Below are 19860 nucleotides of genomic sequence, written 5' to 3' on the forward strand. Positions count from 1 at the left end.
CGCACCCGTCCGGTGCACCGCCGCCAGGGGCCGCCCGCAGCCGGCCCCGCCCGAGCCGCCCCACCCACCCGCGGCGGCTCCGCAGACCGGAGACCCCCATGGACATATCAACGCACAAGACAGGCGCCGGCGCCGACGCGCCCCCGCCCCACGACTCCACTCCCCCCACCCTCCCGCCCGCGACCGCCGAGCAGAAGCGCGCGGCCCGCGGCGCCACCCGACCCGGTGACCGGATCTTCCTCGGTCTCTCCCGCGGGTCGGGCATCCTGCTGCTGGTGATCATGGCGGCGATCGCGGTCTTCCTGACCTACCGCGCCGTCCTCGCCATCAGCAAGGACGACGCCAACTTCCTCACCGCCTTCGAGTGGAACACCAGCCTCGTCCCGCCGAAGTTCGGCGTCGCGGTCCTGGCCTTCGGCACGGTGGTCTCGTCGATCATCGCGATGGTCATCGCGGTCCCGATCGCGGTCGCCATCGCGCTCTTCATCACGCACTACGCCCCGCGCCGCCTGAGCGGCCCCATCGCGTACGTGATCGACCTGCTCGCCGCTGTTCCGTCCATCGTGTACGGCCTCTGGGGCGCCCTGATCCTCGTACCGCACATGGACGGGCTGTTCGGCTGGCTGAACGACTACCTGGGCTGGACCGGTGTCTTCTCCTGGGACCAGGGAGCCCCGCGCTCGATGCTCACGGTGGGCATCCTCCTCGCCATCATGATCCTTCCCGTGATCACCAACGTGAGCCGGGAGGTCTTCCGCCAGGTTCCGCAGATGCAGGAGGAGGCCGCCCTGGCGCTGGGCGCCACCCGCTGGGAGGTCATCCGCATGGCGGTGATCCCCTTCGGCCGCTCCGGAGTGATCTCGGCCTCCATGCTCGGCCTCGGCCGCGCGCTCGGCGAGACGATGGCCGTCGCCACGGTCCTGTCCCCCGACTTCGACATCCACGCCAGCCTGCTGAACCCCGGCGGCGGCACCTTCGCCCAGAACATCGCCAGCAAGTTCAACGAGGCGACGGAGTTCGGCCGTGACGCGCTCATCGCCTCCGGTCTCGTCCTCTTCGTCATCACCCTGCTGGTCAACGGCGCGGCTCGCATGATCATCGCCCGTCGCAAGGAGTACTCGGGGGCCAACGCATGAGCCACGCAACAGCAGTCGCCGACAAGCGCCCCAGCACCCTGCGCGGTGCGAGCCTCCCGAGCTGGTCCCCCTGGGCGATCGCCGGCGGCTCGCTCGTCGTCGCCGTCGGGATCGGCCTGGCGGCCGGCCTGGACAGCAAGATCCAGTGGGGCCTGATCGCGGGCATCCTCTTCGTGCTCGGCACGTTCGGCATCGCGGCCAAGGTGGAGGGCCGCCGCCAGGCGAAGGACCGAGTGGCCACCAGCCTGGTCTGGGTGGCCTTCCTCCTGGCCGTGGTGCCCCTGGTGTCGTTGCTCTGGACCACCATCGCGCGCGGTGTGAAGGTCCTGGACATCTACTTCCTGACCCACTCCATGGGTGTGGTCGCCGACTCCGAGCCGGGCGGCGGTATCTACCACGCCATCATCGGCAGCCTGGAGCAGGTCGGCCTGGCGACGCTGATCGGCGCCCCGATCGGCATCCTGACGGCCATCTACCTGGTGGAGTACGGCCGCGGCAGCCTGGCGAAGGCCGTGACCTTCTTCGTGGACGTCATGACCGGCATCCCGTCCATCGTGGCCGGCCTGTTCATCCTCAGCCTGATGCTGATGTTCGACATGCAGCCCTTCGGCTTCGCGGGCTCCCTGGCGCTGGCGATCCTGATGATGCCGGTGGTCGTGCGCTCGACGGAGGAGATGCTGAAGCTCGTCCCGAACGAACTGCGTGAAGCAAGCCTGGCGCTCGGAGTGCCGAAGTGGCGCACCATTCTGAAGGTGGTCGTCCCGACCTCGATCGGCGGCATCATCACCGGCGTCATGCTGGCGGTCGCCCGCATCGCCGGCGAGACAGCCCCCGTTCTCCTCCTCGTCTTCGGCAACCCCTTCATCAACAACAACCCCTTCGAGGGCGCGCAGGCGTCGCTGCCGCTGTACATCTACCAGCAGTACGCGCAGAGCGCCGGCTCCACGGCGGCGTACGACAGGGCCTGGGCGGCGTCGCTCACGCTGATCGCCTTCGTGATGATCCTCAACCTGGTGGCCCGCGGCATCGCCCGCTGGAAGGCCCCCAAGACCGGTCGCTAAGGCGACATTTTCCCGCTCCGCGGGGCGTGGCCCCTCAGCTCAGCGACCGAGACGGAAGTGAAGTAGCAACCATGTCCAAGCGAATCGATGTAAGCGGACTGACCGCCTACTACGGCACCCACAAGGCGATCGAGGACATCTCGATGACGGTCGAGCCGCGCTCGGTGACGGCCTTCATCGGCCCCTCCGGCTGCGGCAAGTCGACGTTCCTGCGCACGCTGAACCGGATGCACGAGGTGACCTCGGGCGGCCGGGTCGAGGGCAAGGTGCTGCTGGACGACGAGGATCTGTACGGCGCCGGCGTGGACCCGGTGTCCGTCCGCCGCGAGATCGGCATGGTCTTCCAGCGCCCGAACCCGTTCCCCACGATGTCGATCTTCGACAACGTGGCGGCGGGTCTGCGCCTGAACGGCAGCTACAAGAAGAGCGAACTGGCGGAGATCGTCGAGAAGTCCCTCAAGGGCGCGAACCTCTGGAACGAGGTGAAGGACCGCCTCAACAAGCCCGGTTCGGGCCTGTCGGGCGGCCAGCAGCAGCGCCTGTGCATAGCGCGGGCCATCGCCGTGGAGCCGAAGGTCCTGCTGATGGACGAGCCCTGCTCGGCGCTCGACCCCATCTCCACCCTCGCCATCGAGGACCTGATCGGCGAGCTGAAGGAACGCTTCACGATCGTCATCGTGACGCACAACATGCAGCAGGCGGCCCGCGTCTCCGACCGCACGGCGTTCTTCAACCTCGCGGCGGTCGGCCAGCCCGGCAAGCTGATCGAGATCGACGACACGGAGCGCATCTTCTCCAACCCGTCGGTCCAGGCGACCGAGGACTACATCTCGGGCCGCTTCGGCTAGGGCCCTCGAACCCCTCGCGGTGCTGCATGGCGGTGCCACCGCGAGGACGCAAAGGGCCCGCCCCCCGACTGCCTCGGGGGGCGGGCCCGCGCCATTCGGCGAAGCTCCGCAACGGCGTTACAGGAACGCCAGGTTCACCACCCAGAACGCCCCCGCGGCGACCAGCGCGGCCGCCGGCATGGTGATGAACCACCCCAGCACGATGTTCTTGGCGACCCCCCACCGCACCGCGTTGACCCGCTTGGTCGCTCCCACACCCATGATCGCCGACGTGATCACATGGGTCGTGGAGATGGGCGCCTTGAACAGAAACGCCGTGGTGAACATGATCGACGCCCCGGTGGTCTCCGCGGCGAACCCCTGAGGCGGATCCAACTCGATGATCTTCCGCCCGAGGGTCCGCATGATGCGCCACCCACCGGCATACGTCCCCAGCGACAGCATCACCGCGCAAGCTATCTTCACCCACACCGGAATCGGATCGTCGGGCCCCTGCACATCCCCGATGACAAGCGCCATCACCACGATGCCCATGGTCTTCTGCGCGTCCTGCAGACCATGCCCGAGCGCCATTCCCGCCGCCGAAACGGTCTGCGCTATCCGAAAGCCGCGCTTGGCCTTGTGCGGGTTCGCCCGCCGGAAGAGCCACAGAATCGCCGTCATCACCAGATAGCCGACGATCAGACCCACCACCGGCGACAGGAACATCGGAATGACGACCTTGTCGAGCACCCCGGACCAGATGACCTCGGTCCCGCCGGCCAGCGCCGCGCCCACCATGCCCCCGAACAAGGCGTGCGAGGAGGAGGACGGAAGCCCGAAGTACCAGGTGACGAGATTCCACACGATGGCGCCCACCAGCGCGGCGAAGAGGATCCCCATCCCCTTCGACCCGTCCGGGGTCTCGATCAGCCCCTTGCTGACGGTGTGCGCGACCCCACTTCCCAGAAAGGCCCCGGCGAGATTCATCACAGCGGCCATCGCCAGCGCCGCCCGAGGCGTGAGCGCCCGGGTGGAGACCGACGTGGCGATCGCGTTGGCGGAGTCGTGGAAGCCGTTCGTGTAAGTAAAACCGAGCGCGACGCAGATCGTCACAACCAGAGCGAAGGTGTCCATGAAGAACTCAGGACTCCTTGACGGCGATGGTCTCCACCGTGTTCGCCACATGCTCGAACGCGTCGGCGGCTTCCTCCAGCACGTCCACGATCTGCTTGAGCTTCAGCACCTCGATCGCGTCGTACTTCCCGTTGAAGAGATGGGCGAGCAGCTTCCGGTGGATCTGATCCGCCTGGTTCTCCAGCCGGTTGACCTCGATCCAGTACTCGGTCAGGTTCTGCATGGTCCGCAGATTCGGCATCGCCTCTGCCGTCAGCTCGGCCGCCCGCGCCAGCACCTCGATCTGCTGCTCGACACCCTTGGGAAGATCCTCGACGTTGTAGAGGACGACCAGATCGACGGCCTCCTCCATGAAGTCCATGATGTCGTCGAGGGACGACGCGAGGGAGTAGATGTCCTCCCGGTCGAAGGGCGTGATGAACGAGGAGTTCAGCTGGTGGAAGATCGCGTGCGTCGCGTCGTCACCAGCGTGTTCCGCGGCCCGCATACGCTCTGCGATCTCGGCCCGGCCGGCGGTGTCCGCCCCGAGCAGTTCCATCAGGAGTTTCGAGCCCGTGACGATGTTGTCCGCGGATGCGGCGAACATGTCGTAGAAGCTCGTCTCCCTGGGGGTCAGACGAAAGCGCACTTGGGGTCCTCGGGATGCATCGGTTTCGGTCAAGCTAGGGGCCAGGGTGATGCTAAGCGCACCATCCGGGCATGGCTATCGGGCCGTACCCCAGTGTCACCCATCGGACAGGGTGATCAGCACAGGGGCACTTCTAGGGTCCTGTACCCGGCAAAGTTCGTTACGATATACCCGGCAGGGGTATATGTCCGAAACCGGGAGGACGCGATGACGACGACGGAGGGCACCGAGCCCAACCACCTGACGCCCCCCGGGCAGCTCACGGCCACCCCGCCGGCCACCCACGGCTACCACAAGCAGAAGGAAGAACACCTCAAGCGCCTGCGCCGTATCGAGGGCCAGATCCGGGGCCTGCAGCGCATGGTCGACGAGGACACCTACTGCATCGACATACTCACCCAGGTGTCCGCCTCCACCAAGGCCCTGCAGGCCTTCGCCCTGCAGCTGCTGGAGGAACATCTTCGGCACTGCGTCGCCGACGCGGCCATGAAGGGCGGCGACGAGATCGACGCGAAGGTGGAAGAAGCGACAAAGGCGATCGGCCGTCTGCTCCGCGCCTGACCAGGACTACGACCCCGACCCGGCCCGGGATCCACCGGCGCCGCCGGCCCGCTCCTCGCCCACCCGCAGCACCTCGTCGATGCTCTCCATGCTGAGGCGCTCTCCCCCGGCCGCCGAGGCCGCGATGATGAGCTCCCCGCACAACTCGATCTCGGCGAGGGCCTCGTGGTCCTGAACTGCCGTACCGCCGACCGGAGCCACGCGCATCACCTCGTCTCTGCCGTCACCGGCTTCCTAGAGTAGGGAGCGCTATACACCGCGCGCATGGCACGGACGGGCTAGTCCTTGTGCCCGTCCTGTGCCGGAATCGGTCCCGGGGCGCGTCCGGCGGCGGTTCCCGCCGACGCGGGCCCTGACACGCCCTCGAACGCCGACGAGGCGCCGACGGCACCCCTACTCCTCCGCGATCCGCCCCGCGTAGATGTCCCTCGCCGCAGGCAGCCGTACGTCGGCGGGCGCCCCGAAGTCGTAGAGCAGGGTCGTCGACGCCACCGCCACGGCACCCTTCTGGCGCCCGTTCACAAAGCTGAACCGGTGCCGGATCTTCCGGATCCGCCCCTCGTCGTCCAGATAGACGTCGAACGGCACCCGAGCCGTGGCGAAGCCCTTGGCCGCCGCCGCCAGCGCCCCCCGGCTCCCGGCGGAGGCGTCCCCGGCCGCGACGGCAAGATCGGCGGTGCCCCGGTAGTGCCGCACCGCGGTCCCCGCGAGCTCGGCCCTTCCCACATACGTCGCCGTACGCGTCCCCCGCAGCACCTCGGCCGCGGCGAACGGATCCGTGGCCCCGCCGGTCACCAGGTTCCCGTCGGACAGCGTGGCCGTCTCCACCCGCACCCATTTGTCGTCCGGGACCCCGGCGCCCCGGTTCTTCATGAACAGCGCACCCGGCGCGAGCAGTTCGATGATGGACCGGTGCTCGCTCGCCCCGGCCGGATCCTGCGGCAGCAGCACCTTCAGCCGCCCCAGCTGCCTGTGGTAGTCGTACACGCCCTCGCCCCGGATGGTCACCCGGGTCCCTCCGGCGGCCATCTCCATGGACGTCCGCGTCTTCGAACTCCCCGCCTGCCGCAACGTGTCGGCGGCCCCGTGCAGCAACTCCACCACCTCCCCGCCCCGCGCGTCCCCGCCACCGTCCCCGCCGCCCCCGGACCCCGAACAGCCCGCCGCCCCCGCACAGCCACCGGCCACGAGCCCCGCGACGACCACCACACCACGCCACCCGCGCCACCGCTCCGCCATCGCCACCTACCCCCAGCCGGTACGTCCGTCACGGGCCCCCTGTCGCCCCGAATAACGACGACCCCCGTGCCCCCGTCACGCGCCCGGGCCCCCGCCCTCGCGCGACCGCCGGACGGGTGGCGGACGAGTGGCGAACCAGTCGCGGACCAGTGCCATGGGAGCCCTTTACCCTCCCTGGGTAACGTTGTCTGCGTGACGCAGCAGGACGGCTCGCCCCCACCCCCCACTCCCGGCGAACACACCACCACGACCGTCGAACAAGGGAGGTTCTGCCTGGCCCGCTGCACCTGCGGCTGGCGGGGTCCGGCCCGCAGGGCGAGAAGCCTGGCCAGGACGGACGCCGAGGGACACACCGGCCGCTGACGTCACCGTTCCGTCACCGCCGACGTCCTCCTGGAACCCGTAGCCTCGTGGTCGCATCTCGCACCATGGGAAGCCGACAGGCCGTGGGAAGCCGACAGGCCGACGGAAGGCGCAGGACATGGAACGGCGTACGTTCATCGCAGGCGGCACCGCGGCGATCGCGGCCGCGACGGCGGCGTGCAGCACATCGAAGGGCAGCGGCACGAGCGCCTCCAGCGCCGCGAGCACCACCGGCCTCACCGCCCTCACCACCACCGCCACGTCCGCCCCCGCCGACTGGGCGGCCCTCGCCCGCGATCTGGACGGCATCCTGGTCCGCCCCGGCGACGCCTCCTGGACGACGGCCCGCCAGCTCTACAACACCCGCTTCGACGGCCTGAAGCCGGCGGCGGTCGCGTACGTCGCCCACGCCGACGACATCCGCACCGTCCTCGCCTACGCCCGCGCGCACCGCACCAAGGTCGCGATCCGCAACGGCGGCCACTCCTACGGCGGCTGGTCCTCCGGCGACGGCCGGCTGATCGTCGACGTCTCGAAGCTCGGCACGGTCCGTGCGAGCGGCGGCGAGGCCGTCGTGGGCGCGGGCGCCAAGCTGATCGACGTCTACCGCGCCCTCACCGCGAAGGGCATGACGATCCCGGCCGGCTCCTGCCCGACGGTGGGCGTCTCCGGCCTGGTCCTCGGCGGCGGCCACGGAGTCGTCTCCCGCGCCTACGGGTTGACCTGCGACAGCCTCACCCAGGCCACGATCATCACGGCGGACGGCAAGCAGCTGGTCACCAACGCGACGCGGAACAAGGACCTGTTCTGGGCCCTGCGCGGCGCGGGCAACGGCAACTTCGGCATCGTGACGGAACTGCACTTCAAGACCCACCCCGCCCCGCAGGCCGTGACCGGCTACCTCACCTGGCCCTGGGCGAAGGCGGCGGCGGTGGTCAGGGCGTGGCAGGAATGGGGCCCGTCCCAGCCCGACGAGATCTGGTCCTCACTCCACCTGTCCGCCCCCGCCGGCGGCAACCCCGGCATCTCCGTCGCGGCCTTCTGCATAGGCACCTACGGCCAGCTGCAGAACGCGGTGGACCGCCTGGCGGACAAGGTGGGCGCCTCGGCCTCCTCCGTCTCGCTCCGCCGCCGCTCCTACGAACAGGCGATGGAGGTCTACGCCGGCTGCTCCTCCTTCTCCACCGACGCCCAGTGCCACCTGCCGGGCTCGACACCGGGCCGCAACACGCAGGGCAGGCTGGGCCGGGAGACGTACGCGGCCCGCTCCGACTTCTTCGACCGCTCGCTGACGACGGCGGGCATCCAGACCCTCCTCAAGCAGATGAAGACGGTCCAGGGCGGCGCGGGCAGCATCGCGCTGACGGCGTTGGGAGGTGCGGTCAACCGGGTCTCCCCGACGGCCACGGCGTTCGTCCACCGGCGCTCCCGCATGCTGGCCCAGTACCTCGTGTCCTGGCGGGCGGGCACGACGGGCTCGACGGCCCAGTCCTGGCTGAACGGAGCCCACAAGGCGATGACCCCGTACGCCTCGGGCGCGGCCTACCAGAACTACGCGGACCCGACCCTGACGAACTGGCGCAAGGCGTACTACGGCGACGCCCTCCCGCGCCTGACCCGGTTGAAGAAGCAGTACGACCCGAACGGCTTCTTCACCTACCCGCAGGCCCTCTAGGGCGTGTTTCGAAAGTCCCGTCTGGCCCGCGACGCCTGGCACGGCGCCTCGCCGCGTTGTCGGGATCGCCCGCGTACGCCCGGTACACGGACGACCCTCCGCCTTGCGATGCACCGCACCAGACGCCGCGGGCCCCGCCCTCCGGGCGGACGACGCTACTTTCGAAACACGCCCTAGTGCCGCGGCACCTCAGGCGGCGAGATCCCGTTCCTCGGCGGCGGCCTCCGACCGGGCGCCCTGGATGAACGTGTCCCGGGCCTCGTCCCGGGCGGCCCGGCTCCGCACCGCCCATCCGGCCCGCGGCGACCGCTCGACGGCCTGCACCAGCGGGGTGAGCAACAGGGAGGCCAGGGGCGAGAGCAGCAGCGCGACCGCGGTCCCGAGCGCGAACCCACCGACCACATCCGTGGGGTAGTGCACGCCCATGTAGACCCGGCAGAACCCTTCGAGCAGCGCGATCCCGATCCCGACGAGCCCGAACCTCCGGTTGGCGACGAACAGCCCGACCGCCATCGCCATGGTGAGAGTGGCGTGATCGCTCACAAACGAGTAATCGGTCTTCCCGGAGACGAGAACCTCGAGCCCCTGGTGATCGCGGAAGGGCCGGGGCCGCTCCACGAACCCGCGTATGGGTACGTTCACCAGCACCGCGAGGGCGGCGGCGAGCGGCGCCCACACCAGCGCGGCAACGGAGGACGCGGCCTCCTCGGCCCCCCGGACCTGCCGCCGCACACTCGCCCAGCACCACACGATCAGCAGCACCATGGCGACGAGAAGCCCGTACTCGCCGACGAACTCCACCACCCGGTCGAGCCAGTGCGGGGCGTCCTTGGCGAGTCCGTTGATGTCGTAGAGCAGGTCGACGTCGGGGTTCGACCCGGTTACGGCGAGTCCAGCCATGGTGCTGCGGCCCCTTCGTCATGTTCTGCCCAGCGCATCTCACGTGCGCCCGCTCCAACAGGAACGCACGGCCCCGGTTGATACGTTCCACTCTCCACCGAATGATCACTCAGACGTTATCGAAGAGAGACACAAAGCCGCAGCTCAGGGGGCGGGTTCGAGGACCCTTCACACGTTCGTGGGGAGCGCTTTCGCGCCATCTTCGGTGACGCGGGTGGCACCAAAGTAGTCAGCCGAGTCAATGGGATCAAACCGGATGACGGCCCCCGTGTACGGGGCGTCGATCATGTACCCGCCGCCCACGTAGATCCCCACATGGTGAATCGCCCGGGAGTTGCCCAGGTCGTTCGAGAAGAACACCAGATCCCCCGGCAACAACTCACTCCGCTTCGGGTGCGGCCCGGCGTTGTACTGATCATTGGCCACACGCGGCAGAGTGATCCCCACACTCGCGTAAGCAGCCTTGGTCAACCCGGAACAGTCGAACCGTCCCCCCTGCTCAGCCGTACCGTTCCCACCCCACAGATAGGGCGTCCCCAACTTCTTCTGCGCGTAGTAAATGGCCCCGGCGGCCTGCTTGGAGGGATCGACACGGGTGACGGGGGCGGCGAAGCTCTTCTCGAGGGTGCGGATCGTCTTGACGTAGTTCTGCGTCTCCCGGATCGCCGGAACGCCGCCCGCCCTGATCACACGGTCGGGGCCGGCGTTGTAGGCCGCGAGCATGTTGTTGGTGATGTCACCCGGCACGGTTTTGACGTACTTGGCGAGATCGCAGTCGTACGACGCGGCCGATGGAATCGCGTCATTCGGATCCCAGATGTCGCGGTCGCCGTCCCCGTCGCCGTCTATGCCGTGCGTCGCCCAGGTGCTGGGGATGAACTGGGCGATGCCGCGTGCGTCGGCGGGACTGACCACGTCCGGGTCGAACCCGCTCTCCTGGTACAACTGGGCGGCCAACAGGGCGGGGTTGATGGCGGAGCAGAGGTTGCCCCATTTCTGCACGAGCGCGCTGTAGGCCGAAGGCACGGCTCCCTTGGCCAGTCCGACGCTTCCCGCGCCGACGCCGTTGACCAGGTTCCCGGCCACGACGTACACCCCGACGACGAGCAGCATCACGAAGCTCAGCCCGAGCCCGACCGCGGCACCGCCGACCACCCAAACTTTTCGCACGCTTCAACCCTCCCCCACCGCAGCCCTGTTTACGGGTCTTTTCCAAACCTGTCCGTGTCGTGTGCGCTACTTCGAGACGAACCCGTCGCAGGCGATGCTCGCGTACTTCTTCGTACCTTGGACGTGGAGATAGAGCACCGTCCAGTCACCGGGGTCGTTCGCCACGGGTATGGCGTCGCCGGTCTCCTTGCCCAGCACGATCTGCCGGAAGTCGTCCGGGTATGTGAGATACGTCCAGCCCGTGCTGGCTGCGGCGGGTTTGCTGGTGTAGCCCAGGTCCAGGTTCTGCTGGGGCGCGCCCTCGATGGGCTTGCCCGTGTCCGCGTCGATCTCGTGCGGGGGCTTCACGGCCACGGACACGTAGTACGGCTTCGAGGGGGTGGACGTGAGCCGGAAGCCGAGGCGGCCCTTGCCGGAGGTGTAGGGAGCGTTGGCGTCCGCGGCCGTAACCGACCACTGGAACTGCAGGTTCTGCTCCTCCACCGGAAGAATGCACGCCCCCTGACCGGCCCCTGACGCCGTGTCGGCCGTCCAGTAGTCACGGGACGGGTTCGTCTGCTCGACGTAGGCCGGTGGCCGCAGCTCCGACCCGCCGCCGCCGGAAGTCGTGGCCGCGGCCGAGGTGGTCCCCGGACCAGCCGTGTCGTCCGCGCCCTTGCGGGTGTCGTCGTTCCCGCCCGGAAGGAACATGACAGCGGCGACTGCCCCCACCGCGACGACCACGCCCGCGGCCCCGGCGATCAGCCACGATTTCCCGCGCGGCCGGGCGGCCGGGGTCGGCTGGACGACCTGGGTGGGCGTGTAGCCGTAGCCGTGCGGGACTTGCGGGGCAACCGTAGGCAAGTCATGCACGCTGCCCGGAGGGGTGGCCGGCATCGGCGGCCGGGCCGTCGGCGGCGAGGGCACCGCCTCCCCCAACCCGGCGAGTCCTCCGTAGAACGTGTCCTCGACGAGCGCGGTCCGCACCCCGCAGCGCGCGATCACCTCACCGAGGCCGGGCCGTGCCACCGGGTCCTTGGCGACGCACGCCTCGAGGAGCGCGGCCAGCCCCGGGTCCACACCGGCAAGGTCGATGGCTTCGTGAACGGCTCGATAACTCACCCCGGCGGGTTCCCCATGACCGAACGGCGGCCGCCCGGTGGCCGCGTAGGCCAGGGTCGCGCCGAGGGCGAAGACATCGCCGGCGGGCCCCACCTCGTTGCGCAACAGCACCTCGGGAGCACTGAAACCGGGCGTGCCGGGCGCGAACCCGGCCTCGGTGAGCACCGTTTGCGCCGCGGTCCGTGCTATCCCGAAGTCGATGAGCTGCGGCCCCTGGGCCCCGAGGATCACGTTCTGCGGCTTGAGATCCCGATGCGTGACCCCGTACGCGTGCACCGCCGCGAGCCCTTCGGCGAGGGCCGCGAGCAGCCCTCGGCACGTCTCCACGGGCAGCGGTCCCCTCTGCGCCACGGCGTTGCTCAGCGTGGGCCCGGGGACGTACTCCGTGGCCAGCCAATACGGCGCCGACTCCAACGAGGCATCGATCAGGTTCGCCGTATACGCACTCCGCACCGCCCGAACCGTCTCCACCTCCCGCCGGAACCGCGCCAGCGCCTCCGGATGGTCGACGATCTCGTCCCGGATCACTTTGAGCGCGACGAGCCGCCCGCCGGGCGACCGCCCGAGATAGACCTGTCCCATGCCCCCCGCACCAAGCCGGGCAAGCAACGTGTACGCGCCGATCCGCGCGGGGTCTCGATCCTTCAGTGCGTCCACTGAACTGACCATGCCACACAGATGACCTTGCAGAGCACTGCCCAAGGCCCCTACGGGTCGGAGGCGGCGTCCCGATAGAGCTCCGCCGCCTCCGCCCCCAGCACCACGCTGTACGAGATGTCGTCGGTCACCCCGCCCTGTTCATGCCCGCCCAGCACACCCACGACCTGCCCGTCCCCGTTCACCCACGGGCTGCCGCTGGTGCCGCCCGGGAAGTCGGGGCAGTCGATGCGCTGCTGGGTGGAACTGTGCGCGACGGGCCGGTTGGTGCAGCGGATCGGGACCTCGCGGGAGTTCGCGTACCCGGTGACGGTCACGGCGGTGGCCCCGGTCGCCGTCCGCGTCACGAACCGGTTCCCGCCGACGACGTCCTCGACGCCCCGACCGCCCCGCGCCCGCAGAACCGCGAACGCGACATCGCTGTCCTCGTCCTGCCCCTTCGCCCACCCGTCGGGCAGGAAGACCCGCGCGACCTCCCAGACGCCGTAGGGCGCCTTGCCGTCCCGGTATCCCGGTACGAAGACGAGGTCCCCGCCCTCGCCGAGGCAGTGGGCGGCCGTGACGAGGAGATCGCGGTGCGGGGAGTGGACCACGGAGGCCGTACAGAAGTGCGCGCCGGCGAGGTGACCGGCGTCGTCCGCGTCGAACAGCGCGCCGATCCGCGCGGAGTCCTTCGTCGCCACGGCCACCGTGGTCACCCCGAGCGGCCCGGGCCCACCGTCGGCGGCGGCCTCGGACGCGGAGGTGACGGCCAGCAGCACGACCGCACCGAGCAGGGCGTTTCGCTTCATCGGTCCCACTGTTACCCAGCAAGGTGAGAGAACTGCAGCGGCCGGCCTATAAGTTCTTGTACGGATTCCGAGAGTGCACTGATTCGCCGAGAAGGAAACCCCCCATGTCTGACATCCCCCCCGATCTCACCTGGGTCCGCGCCGCCCCGCCCGAGGCCACCGGACCCGGCCCCTGGATCGAGATCGCCTTCGGCGAGGGCGACGACGGCGAGGCGCCCGTCTACCTCCGCGAGACCAGCGACCCGGACAACGTGGTCACCACGAACCGCCGCAAGTGGGATGCCTTCGTCCTCGGCGTCCAGGCGGGGGAGTTCGACCACTTCGTCGAGGGCGTCGAGGAGGATCCCCCGGCCATGTGACGTGTCCGGAAGACGCGGACACCCCCGTCGCACCCAAGCCGAAGGCGCTCGAGGTGATGAGGCGCACGAGGTGATGAGGCGCTCGGGGTGATCGACCTCACGGCTCTGTGAGCGCGCTGTGTCCGGAGTCAAGTCCCGCCCATCCCCCCACCACGCCCCCACCATCCACCAGCAATACCCCAACCCCCTTCAGTAAGGCGGAAGTCAGAATTCCGCCACCCCTCTTGTTGTCGCGTACTCAACAAGCAACAGTCGTCGCGGGCCGCCGCCCGCCACCGGGGACCACGTACCGGTGGCACGCACCACCCCCCACCCGCACCGCCCCTGTCACCCACATTCAGGAGCTGTCCGTTGCGTACGACGACTTCCCCCACCGCCCCCGCCACATCCGGCAGATGGCGCCGCATCGGCACCGCCGCCCTCGGCACCGCCGCCCTCGTGTTCGCCGGTTTCGGCACCGCGGCCCACGCGAGCGCGGCCCCCACCAAGACGACCTCCTCCGCCGTCACCTGGACGGCCACCCCCTGCGCCACCCCCAAGCACAAGGGCGAACTCGCCTGCGACAGCTTCCGCGTGACCGGGGGCACGACCGCCTTCCAGAAGGCGCGGGCCAAGGAAACCGGTGACACCGCGAAGGTCACCCCGAAGGCCGCCGCCGCCAGCCCCACCGGCTACGGCCCCACCGACCTCCAGGACGCCTACGGCCTGACCGACGCCGCCTCCGCCAACGGCGACGGCAAGACCATCGCGATCGTCGACGCGTACGACGACCCGAACGCCGAGGCCGACCTCGCGAAGTACCGCTCCTACTACGGCCTGTCCTCCTGCACCACCGCCAACGGCTGCTTCAAGAAGGTCAGCCAGACCGGCTCCACCACCGCCCTCCCCTCCGCCGACAGCGGCTGGGCCGAGGAGATCTCCCTCGACCTCGACATGGCCAGCGCGGTCTGCCCGAACTGCAACATCCTGCTCGTCGAGGCCAAGTCCGCCACCATGGCCAACCTCGGCACCGCGGTGAACCGCGCCGTCACCCTCGGCGCGAAGTACGTCTCCAACAGCTACGGGGGCTCCGAGTCCTCCTCGGACACGAGCTACGACTCCTCCTACTTCAACCACGCCGGCGTCGCCATCACCGTCAGCGCCGGCGACGCGGGCTACGGCGCCGAATACCCGGCAGCGTCCAAGTACGTGACGTCGGTCGGTGGCACCGCCCTCTCGACGAGCTCCACCACCCGCGGCTGGACCGAGAAGGTCTGGAACACCAGCAGCACCGAGGGCACCGGCTCCGGCTGCTCCGCCTACGACGCCAAGCCGACCTGGCAGACCGACACCGGCTGCTCCAAGCGCACCATCTCCGACGTATCGGCCGTGGCCGACCCGGCGACCGGCGTCTCCGTCTACGACTCCTACGGCGTCACCGCCGGCTGGTACACCTTCGGCGGCACCAGCGCCTCGTCACCGATCATCGCCGCGGTCTACGCCCTCGCCGGCACCCCCGGCAGCAGTGACTACCCGGCGTCGTACCCCTACGCCCACCTCGGCACCTCCGCCCTCAACGACGTCACCAGCGGCAGCAACGGCACCTGCTCCTCCAGCGCCGCCTACCTCTGCACCGCCAAGTCGGGATACGACGGCCCCACCGGCGTCGGGACCCCGGAGGGCATCGGCGCCTTCACCGGCTGACACACCCTCACCCCACCGAAAGACAGCCACAGTGGACCGTGGGGGCCACACGTGGCAAGGGCGAACGGGCCGCGGCATCCAGCCGCGGCCCGTTCGCCGTGCGTCATGAGAACATCGAAACGTACACTCACCCGACCAGCCGTCAGAATCGGCAGGACGCCATTCATTGCCCGGCGTGACCAGCCGTGATACACAGAGTGACCATACTGACCATTCATACGAATCCCATCCGTCGATGACGCCAAGTCGACATACGAAGGCGACATCGTCGGCGACAATGAGGCCTGACCTCTGCACTCCGCAGGGGACACGCGGAACTATCCACCAGGGGCGGTGACTTACATGCTGTTTGCGGCCGACAAGGGCGACATCAACACCATCATCGGCGGGATCGCTCCGGACTGGGGCCCCTTCGGCAGCCTGGGCAACGAGGCGAAGGTGATGATCGAGGTGGTGATGGCGGTCGCCATCCTCCTCTGCCTCGGCATCGCCGTCTGGGGAGCGGCCAAGCAGCGCATCGGCGCCACGGCCCTCAGGGACACCTTCAGTGCGGAACAGGGCAAGGGCCTCATCATCGCCGGCCTGACGGGCGTCTTCATCATCGGCTCCCTCGGCACACTGTTCACGATCGTGTACGGCATGGCCGTGTAGTCCATCACTCACCCCCGGTCCCAGTCCCGTCGGGCACGCCCAGCGGCGCCCCTCCACCCCCACCCACCCGTCGTGCCCACCGGCTGAGGTTGCGTTTCCCTGATGTCGAGTCACCACACCGCGCCCGCGCGGGAACCAGCACGGCTACCGTCGTACTTCTACGCTTTTCGGTACGGCAGCGAGGGGACGTACGCGGCATGACTCCCGGCGACGAACACGACTACGGCGAACCGGCGGGCACCCGCGTCCGCCTGCCCGACGCCGACCCCTACGGCGGCGCCCGCCGCGGCACCCGCTCGTCCTCCCGCAGCATGGTCACGGTCGTCGGCGTCGTCGTCCTCCTCATCGCGGCCATCGCCTTCGCGAACCGCGGAGGCGACGACTCCCCTTCCTCCACGGCAAACGGCGACGGCAAGAAGCCGGAAACCACCGCAACGGCGGCGACGGGGACGAAGCCGGTGGAGGCGAAGAGCGGTGGCATCCCGACCGGGTACGCACATGACGCACAGGGTGCCCAGAGCGCGGCCGCCAACTACGCCGTGGCACTGGGATCGGCGGACATGTTCAACAAGGACAGCCGGCACCACATCGTCGACACGGTGTACGCACCCGACGTCGCCGCCGCCAGACGGTCCTCCCTGGACACCGCGTATTCGAACGAGACGTTCCTGAGCAACATCGGACTCGACAAGGACGGCACCGCCCCGGACGGCCAGACCTTCGTCTCCCGGGTCGTCCCCGTGGGCACCAAGGTCACCGCTTCCAGTGCGAGCAACGCCACCGTCGAGGTCTGGTACACGTCGCTCTTCGGTCTCTCCGGCGACGCCTCGACCAATCCCGTCTCCGAGAGCTGGTTCACCACCACGTACCAGCTCACCTGGGCCAGCAACGACTGGAAGGTCACCGACTTCCAGCAGAAGGACGGCCCCGTTCCGGTCGGGCGTGACCAGAAGGCCTCCACCAGCGACGACATGACGAAGGCCGTCGAGGAGTACGGAGGGTTCACGTATGCGCGCTAAGCACCTCTACCTCAAGGTGACGGCCGCAGTCGCCGCCGCCCAGACCACCGCGGTGCTACTGGCCACCCAGGCCTTCGCCGCGCCCTCGCCCAGCCCGTCTCCGTCCCCCTCGGCATCGCCCTCCGCCTCTCCCAGTGACAGCACCTGCGATCTCATTCGCGGCCCCGCTCAGGAGTACTGCGAGAAGGGCAACAACCGCTCCGGCACCACCAACCCCGGCGTCTCCGACACCCTCGACCCCCTCTCCTCCCTCGCCAAGGGCTGTGCCGACGCCGCCTCCTGGACCGTCGACAAGCTCAGCGACGCGGTGAAGGACACGGCGAACGTCGACTTCACCAACCCCAAGTTCCTCCAGCAGTACGCCGTCGTCTTCGCCGCCTCCACGGTCCTGACGATCCTGCTGTGGCTGCTGGCCGTGGCCAAGCGAGCCGTCCGCGGCGTCCCCCTCACCACCGCCATCGGCGAAGCGGTCGGCTTCCTCTGGCTCACCGTCCTGGCCTCCGCCTTCACCCCCCTGATCCTCTACACGGTCGTATCCGCCACGGACGGCATCACCGACGTCCTGGCGAAGACCACCGGCGACCAGACGGACACGTTCTTCGGCACCTTCTCCGCCGCCCTCGAAAAGGGCGAGGACATCGGCGGCGGCCCGATCATGCTGATCGTCGTCTCCCTGGTCTCCATCCTCGCCGCCGGCGTCCTCTGGCTGGAGCTCGTCATAAGGGCCGCCCTGCTCTACGTCGGCGCCCTCCTCGGCACCGTCGTCTACGCCGGCCTGGTCGACAAGAACCTGTGGAGTCACGTCCGCCGCTGGGCCGGCATCATGATCGCCGTCATCCTGGTCAAACCGGTGATCGTGATCGTCCTGGGCCTCGCCGGCGCCCTCTCCGCCGACGACGGCCCCGACGCCTTCTCCGCCGTCGTCTCCGGCCTCGCCATCATCCTGCTCGCCATCTTCGCCAGCGCGATGATCTACCGCTTCGTCCCCGGCTTCGGCGACGAGATCGCGGGCTCCCGCAGCAACCGCATCATGCAGGGCGCCGAAGGCAAGGCCGCCGCCGTCATCAGCTCCCCCGCGACCCTCGTCGCCCAGGGCATCAAGACGCACAGCACCCGCGCCGACAACAACGGCGGAGGCGGCCAGGCAACCGGCGGCGCCCGCCCCTCGAACCCCGCCTCCGGCGGCGTCGCGGCGCACAGCTCGCGCACCTCGAACGGAGGCGGCGGATCTGTCCCCTCCGCCGCGCCCGCACCCCGCACGAGCAGCCCGATGAACACCCCGCACGCAGGCAACACCCGCAACAACCGCACGGGAGGTGAAGGGCGTTGACGACAGATTCCCATGTGGCCCATGTGTCCCACGCGGTCTCGCCCCGCCGCACATATCTGATCGGCCGCGCCCGGCCGAACGCGATCGTCGGCCGCAACCGCGAGACCGGCGAGATCGCGCTCATCGTCATCGGCGCGTTCCTCGGCATGATGTGCGGGCTCCTCGTCCCCGTCCTCGCCCTGCGCATCGTGCTGCTGACCGGCTTCCCGATGATCGCGCTCGCCGCGGTCTACGTGCCGTACAAGCACCGCACGTTCTACAAGTGGTTCGAGATCAACCGCAGCTACAAGCGCACCCTCCGCCAGGGCACGACCTACCGCTCCGGCGCGATGGAGGCCGGCACCCGGCTCGACGGCCAGGAGGTCGAGGTCGGCCCGCCCCCGGGCATCGGCCGCATCAGCTGGCTCGCCGCTCCCTTCGGCCCCGACGAGATCGCCGTACTCCTGCACGCGGACCGCAGAACCGTCACCGCGGCCATCGAGATCGAGGGCCCGGGCGTCGGCCTGCGCGACAGCGAGGACCAGGAGGCCCTCGTCGACCGCTTCGGCACCCTCCTCAAGCACGTGGCCAACGGCGACGGCTTCGTCACCCGCCTCCAGATGCTCGCCCGCACCCTCCCCGCCGACCCCGACGCCCACGCCAAGGACGTCGCCCAGCGCGGGGACGACAAGGCACCCGGCTGGCTCGCCCAGTCTTACGACCAACTCCAGTCCATGGTGTCCACGAGCAGCGAGCAGCACCGCGCCTACCTCGTCGCCTGCATGCACTACACCCGCGAGCTGGCCGCCGAGGCGCACGCCATGGCCCGCGCCGCCCGCCCCCAGTCGGGCCGCAAACTGGACCGCGACGCAGGCCTGGCCGTCGTCATGGCCCGCGAGCTGACGGACATCTGCTCCCGTCTCCAGGAAGCGGACATCCGAGTACGCCAGCCCCTCGGCCAGGGCCGGCTCGCGTCCCTGGTCCACTCCATGTACGACCCGGACCACCCCATCGACCACATCCAGGCGATGACCCGCCGCAACGCCTGGCCGGCCGAGCTGGACGCCATGGAGCCCACCTTCCTCCAGGCCAAGACCCGCGAGTCGTCCACCCGCGCCCCCTGGTGCCACGCCACCGCCTGGGTGAAGGAATGGCCGATGACACCCGTCGGCGTCAACTTCCTGGCACCCCTGCTGGTCCACACCCCGGACGTCATCCGCACGGTCGCCGTCACGATGGACCTCGAACCCACCGAGGTCGCCATCGAACGCATGCTGACGGAGAAGACGAACGACGAGGCGGAGGCGAGCCGAGCCGCCAAGATGAACCGCACCGTCGACCCCCGTGACGTGGCCGCCCACTCCCGCCTGGACCAGCGAGGCGAGGATCTGGCCTCCGGCGCCGCCGGCGTCAACCTCGTCGGCTACATCACCGTCTCCTCCCGAACACCCGAGGCCCTCGCCCGCGACAAGCGGACGATCAGGGCGTCGGCAGGAAAGTCGTACCTGAAGCTGGAGTGGTGCGACCGCGAGCACCATCGCGCGTTCGTGAACACACTCCCGTTCGCCACCGGCATCCGAAGGTAGGGGCACT

20 protein-coding genes are annotated in these 19860 nt (G+C 69.4%); 12 read left to right on the plus strand and 8 right to left on the minus strand.

Annotated elements, in window-relative coordinates:
• The first annotated feature begins 98 nt into the window (after nt 1–98).
• From pstC to pstB, 3 genes are all read left to right on the plus strand, one after another.
• A complete protein-coding gene (gene pstC, locus ACIBVL_RS38790) occupies nt 99–1136 on the plus strand; it encodes a phosphate ABC transporter permease subunit PstC (RefSeq protein WP_399105167.1) in 1038 nt (345 codons plus the stop codon).
• Complete coding sequence (pstA, locus tag ACIBVL_RS38795) at nt 1133–2197, plus strand: phosphate ABC transporter permease PstA (protein ID WP_399105169.1); 1065 nt, start codon at nt 1133–1135, stop codon at nt 2195–2197. Before pstC ends, pstA begins: the two co-directional genes overlap by 4 nt.
• 71 nt (nt 2198–2268) lie before the next feature.
• On the plus strand, nt 2269–3045 hold the full coding sequence (gene pstB, locus ACIBVL_RS38800) for a phosphate ABC transporter ATP-binding protein PstB (protein WP_399105171.1): 777 nt from the start codon (nt 2269–2271) through the stop codon (nt 3043–3045).
• A gap of 117 nt (nt 3046–3162) precedes the next feature.
• Here the strand turns inward: pstB and ACIBVL_RS38805 are convergent, their stop codons facing one another.
• Both ACIBVL_RS38805 and ACIBVL_RS38810 read right to left on the minus strand, forming a co-directional pair.
• Nucleotides 3163–4161 (minus strand): anion permease, encoded by a 999-nt coding sequence (locus ACIBVL_RS38805; protein ID WP_399105173.1) that lies wholly within the window; start codon nt 4159–4161, stop codon nt 3163–3165.
• A 7-nt stretch (nt 4162–4168) separates the two neighbouring features.
• Nucleotides 4169–4789, minus strand: a complete 621-nt coding sequence (locus tag ACIBVL_RS38810) for a DUF47 domain-containing protein (protein ID WP_399105175.1) — start codon at nt 4787–4789, stop codon at nt 4169–4171.
• Between the two features lie 207 nt (nt 4790–4996).
• Here ACIBVL_RS38810 and ACIBVL_RS38815 point away from each other — a divergent pair, with 207 nt between their 5' ends.
• Nucleotides 4997–5350 (plus strand): metal-sensitive transcriptional regulator, encoded by a 354-nt coding sequence (locus ACIBVL_RS38815; RefSeq protein WP_399105177.1) that lies wholly within the window; start codon nt 4997–4999, stop codon nt 5348–5350.
• A 6-nt stretch (nt 5351–5356) separates the two neighbouring features.
• Here ACIBVL_RS38815 and ACIBVL_RS38820 read toward each other — a convergent pair whose 3' ends face one another.
• Together ACIBVL_RS38820 and ACIBVL_RS38825 are read right to left on the minus strand one after the other, a co-directional pair.
• Entirely contained in the window at nt 5357–5557 is a 201-nt protein-coding gene (locus ACIBVL_RS38820) for a hypothetical protein (RefSeq protein WP_399105179.1), read from the minus strand.
• A gap of 186 nt (nt 5558–5743) precedes the next feature.
• Nucleotides 5744–6589, minus strand: a complete 846-nt coding sequence (locus tag ACIBVL_RS38825) for a hypothetical protein (RefSeq protein WP_399105181.1) — start codon at nt 6587–6589, stop codon at nt 5744–5746.
• Nucleotides 6590–6781: 192 nt separating this feature from the next.
• On the opposite strand from ACIBVL_RS38825, the gene ACIBVL_RS38830 reads away from it, so the two are divergent.
• Together ACIBVL_RS38830 and ACIBVL_RS38835 are read left to right on the plus strand one after the other, a co-directional pair.
• Nucleotides 6782–6952: a hypothetical protein gene (locus ACIBVL_RS38830; protein WP_399105183.1), complete on the plus strand. Its 171-nt coding sequence runs from the start codon at nt 6782–6784 to the stop codon at nt 6950–6952.
• A 118-nt stretch (nt 6953–7070) separates the two neighbouring features.
• Nucleotides 7071–8627: an FAD-binding oxidoreductase gene (locus ACIBVL_RS38835; protein ID WP_399105185.1), complete on the plus strand. Its 1557-nt coding sequence runs from the start codon at nt 7071–7073 to the stop codon at nt 8625–8627.
• Nucleotides 8628–8816: 189 nt separating this feature from the next.
• Here ACIBVL_RS38835 and ACIBVL_RS38840 read toward each other — a convergent pair whose 3' ends face one another.
• From ACIBVL_RS38840 to ACIBVL_RS38855, 4 genes are all read right to left on the minus strand, one after another.
• Nucleotides 8817–9527, minus strand: a complete 711-nt coding sequence (locus ACIBVL_RS38840) for a phosphatase PAP2 family protein (protein ID WP_399105187.1) — start codon at nt 9525–9527, stop codon at nt 8817–8819.
• 168 nt (nt 9528–9695) lie between these two features.
• A complete protein-coding gene (locus tag ACIBVL_RS38845) occupies nt 9696–10640 on the minus strand; it encodes an NlpC/P60 family protein (protein ID WP_399105218.1) in 945 nt (314 codons plus the stop codon).
• Between the two features lie 123 nt (nt 10641–10763).
• Entirely contained in the window at nt 10764–12467 is a 1704-nt protein-coding gene (locus tag ACIBVL_RS38850) for a serine/threonine-protein kinase (RefSeq protein ID WP_399105189.1), read from the minus strand.
• 38 nt (nt 12468–12505) lie between these two features.
• Complete coding sequence (locus tag ACIBVL_RS38855; RefSeq protein WP_399105191.1) at nt 12506–13246, minus strand: trypsin-like serine peptidase; 741 nt, start codon at nt 13244–13246, stop codon at nt 12506–12508.
• A 104-nt stretch (nt 13247–13350) separates the two neighbouring features.
• Between ACIBVL_RS38855 and ACIBVL_RS38860 the strand changes: the two genes are divergently transcribed.
• The 6 genes from ACIBVL_RS38860 (at nt 13351) to ACIBVL_RS38885 (ending at nt 19853) form a co-directional block, all read left to right on the plus strand.
• Nucleotides 13351–13605, plus strand: a complete 255-nt coding sequence (locus ACIBVL_RS38860) for a DUF397 domain-containing protein (protein WP_399105193.1) — start codon at nt 13351–13353, stop codon at nt 13603–13605.
• Nucleotides 13606–13956: 351 nt separating this feature from the next.
• Nucleotides 13957–15288, plus strand: coding sequence for a peptidase S8 (locus tag ACIBVL_RS38865; protein ID WP_399105194.1), 1332 nt, complete (start codon nt 13957–13959; stop codon nt 15286–15288).
• 342 nt (nt 15289–15630) lie between these two features.
• Nucleotides 15631–15939 carry a hypothetical protein gene (locus tag ACIBVL_RS38870; protein WP_014673544.1) on the plus strand — a complete coding sequence of 103 codons (309 nt, stop codon included), beginning with the start codon at nt 15631–15633 and terminating at the stop codon, nt 15937–15939.
• A 197-nt stretch (nt 15940–16136) separates the two neighbouring features.
• Nucleotides 16137–16958 carry a hypothetical protein gene (locus tag ACIBVL_RS38875; protein ID WP_399105196.1) on the plus strand — a complete coding sequence of 274 codons (822 nt, stop codon included), beginning with the start codon at nt 16137–16139 and terminating at the stop codon, nt 16956–16958.
• Nucleotides 16948–18288 (plus strand): hypothetical protein, encoded by a 1341-nt coding sequence (locus ACIBVL_RS38880; protein WP_399105198.1) that lies wholly within the window; start codon nt 16948–16950, stop codon nt 18286–18288. Before ACIBVL_RS38875 ends, ACIBVL_RS38880 begins: the two co-directional genes overlap by 11 nt.
• Before the next feature lie 23 nt (nt 18289–18311).
• The gene (locus ACIBVL_RS38885) at nt 18312–19853 is read left to right on the plus strand and encodes an SCO6880 family protein (protein WP_399105220.1); all 1542 of its coding nucleotides are present in this window, start codon (nt 18312–18314) and stop codon (nt 19851–19853) included.
• The last annotated feature ends 7 nt before the right edge of the window (nt 19854–19860 follow it).

Origin of the sequence: Streptomyces sp. NPDC049687 (genome assembly GCF_044465285.1) — a bacterium.
In the GTDB taxonomy this organism is placed as follows: Bacteria; Actinomycetota; Actinomycetes; order Streptomycetales; family Streptomycetaceae; genus Streptomyces.

Excerpts from the sequence above, each read along its gene's own strand:
- pstC (WP_399105167.1), top strand. The coding sequence starts at position 99 with ATGGACATATCAACGCACAAGACAGGCGCCGGCGCCGACGCGCCCCCG.
- pstA (WP_399105169.1), top strand. The coding sequence starts at position 1,133 with ATGAGCCACGCAACAGCAGTCGCCGACAAGCGCCCCAGCACCCTGCGC.
- pstB (WP_399105171.1), top strand. The coding sequence starts at position 2,269 with ATGTCCAAGCGAATCGATGTAAGCGGACTGACCGCCTACTACGGCACC.
- ACIBVL_RS38805 (WP_399105173.1), bottom strand. The coding sequence starts at position 4,161 with ATGGACACCTTCGCTCTGGTTGTGACGATCTGCGTCGCGCTCGGTTTT.
- ACIBVL_RS38815 (WP_399105177.1), top strand. The coding sequence starts at position 4,997 with ATGACGACGACGGAGGGCACCGAGCCCAACCACCTGACGCCCCCCGGG.
- ACIBVL_RS38820 (WP_399105179.1), bottom strand. The coding sequence starts at position 5,557 with ATGCGCGTGGCTCCGGTCGGCGGTACGGCAGTTCAGGACCACGAGGCC.
- ACIBVL_RS38825 (WP_399105181.1), bottom strand. The coding sequence starts at position 6,589 with ATGGCGGAGCGGTGGCGCGGGTGGCGTGGTGTGGTGGTCGTCGCGGGG.
- ACIBVL_RS38835 (WP_399105185.1), top strand. The coding sequence starts at position 7,071 with ATGGAACGGCGTACGTTCATCGCAGGCGGCACCGCGGCGATCGCGGCC.
- ACIBVL_RS38840 (WP_399105187.1), bottom strand. The coding sequence starts at position 9,527 with ATGGCTGGACTCGCCGTAACCGGGTCGAACCCCGACGTCGACCTGCTC.
- ACIBVL_RS38845 (WP_399105218.1), bottom strand. The coding sequence starts at position 10,640 with ATGCTGCTCGTCGTCGGGGTGTACGTCGTGGCCGGGAACCTGGTCAAC.
- ACIBVL_RS38850 (WP_399105189.1), bottom strand. The coding sequence starts at position 12,467 with ATGGTCAGTTCAGTGGACGCACTGAAGGATCGAGACCCCGCGCGGATC.
- ACIBVL_RS38855 (WP_399105191.1), bottom strand. The coding sequence starts at position 13,246 with ATGAAGCGAAACGCCCTGCTCGGTGCGGTCGTGCTGCTGGCCGTCACC.
- ACIBVL_RS38860 (WP_399105193.1), top strand. The coding sequence starts at position 13,351 with ATGTCTGACATCCCCCCCGATCTCACCTGGGTCCGCGCCGCCCCGCCC.
- ACIBVL_RS38870 (WP_014673544.1), top strand. The coding sequence starts at position 15,631 with ATGCTGTTTGCGGCCGACAAGGGCGACATCAACACCATCATCGGCGGG.
- ACIBVL_RS38875 (WP_399105196.1), top strand. The coding sequence starts at position 16,137 with ATGACTCCCGGCGACGAACACGACTACGGCGAACCGGCGGGCACCCGC.
- ACIBVL_RS38880 (WP_399105198.1), top strand. The coding sequence starts at position 16,948 with ATGCGCGCTAAGCACCTCTACCTCAAGGTGACGGCCGCAGTCGCCGCC.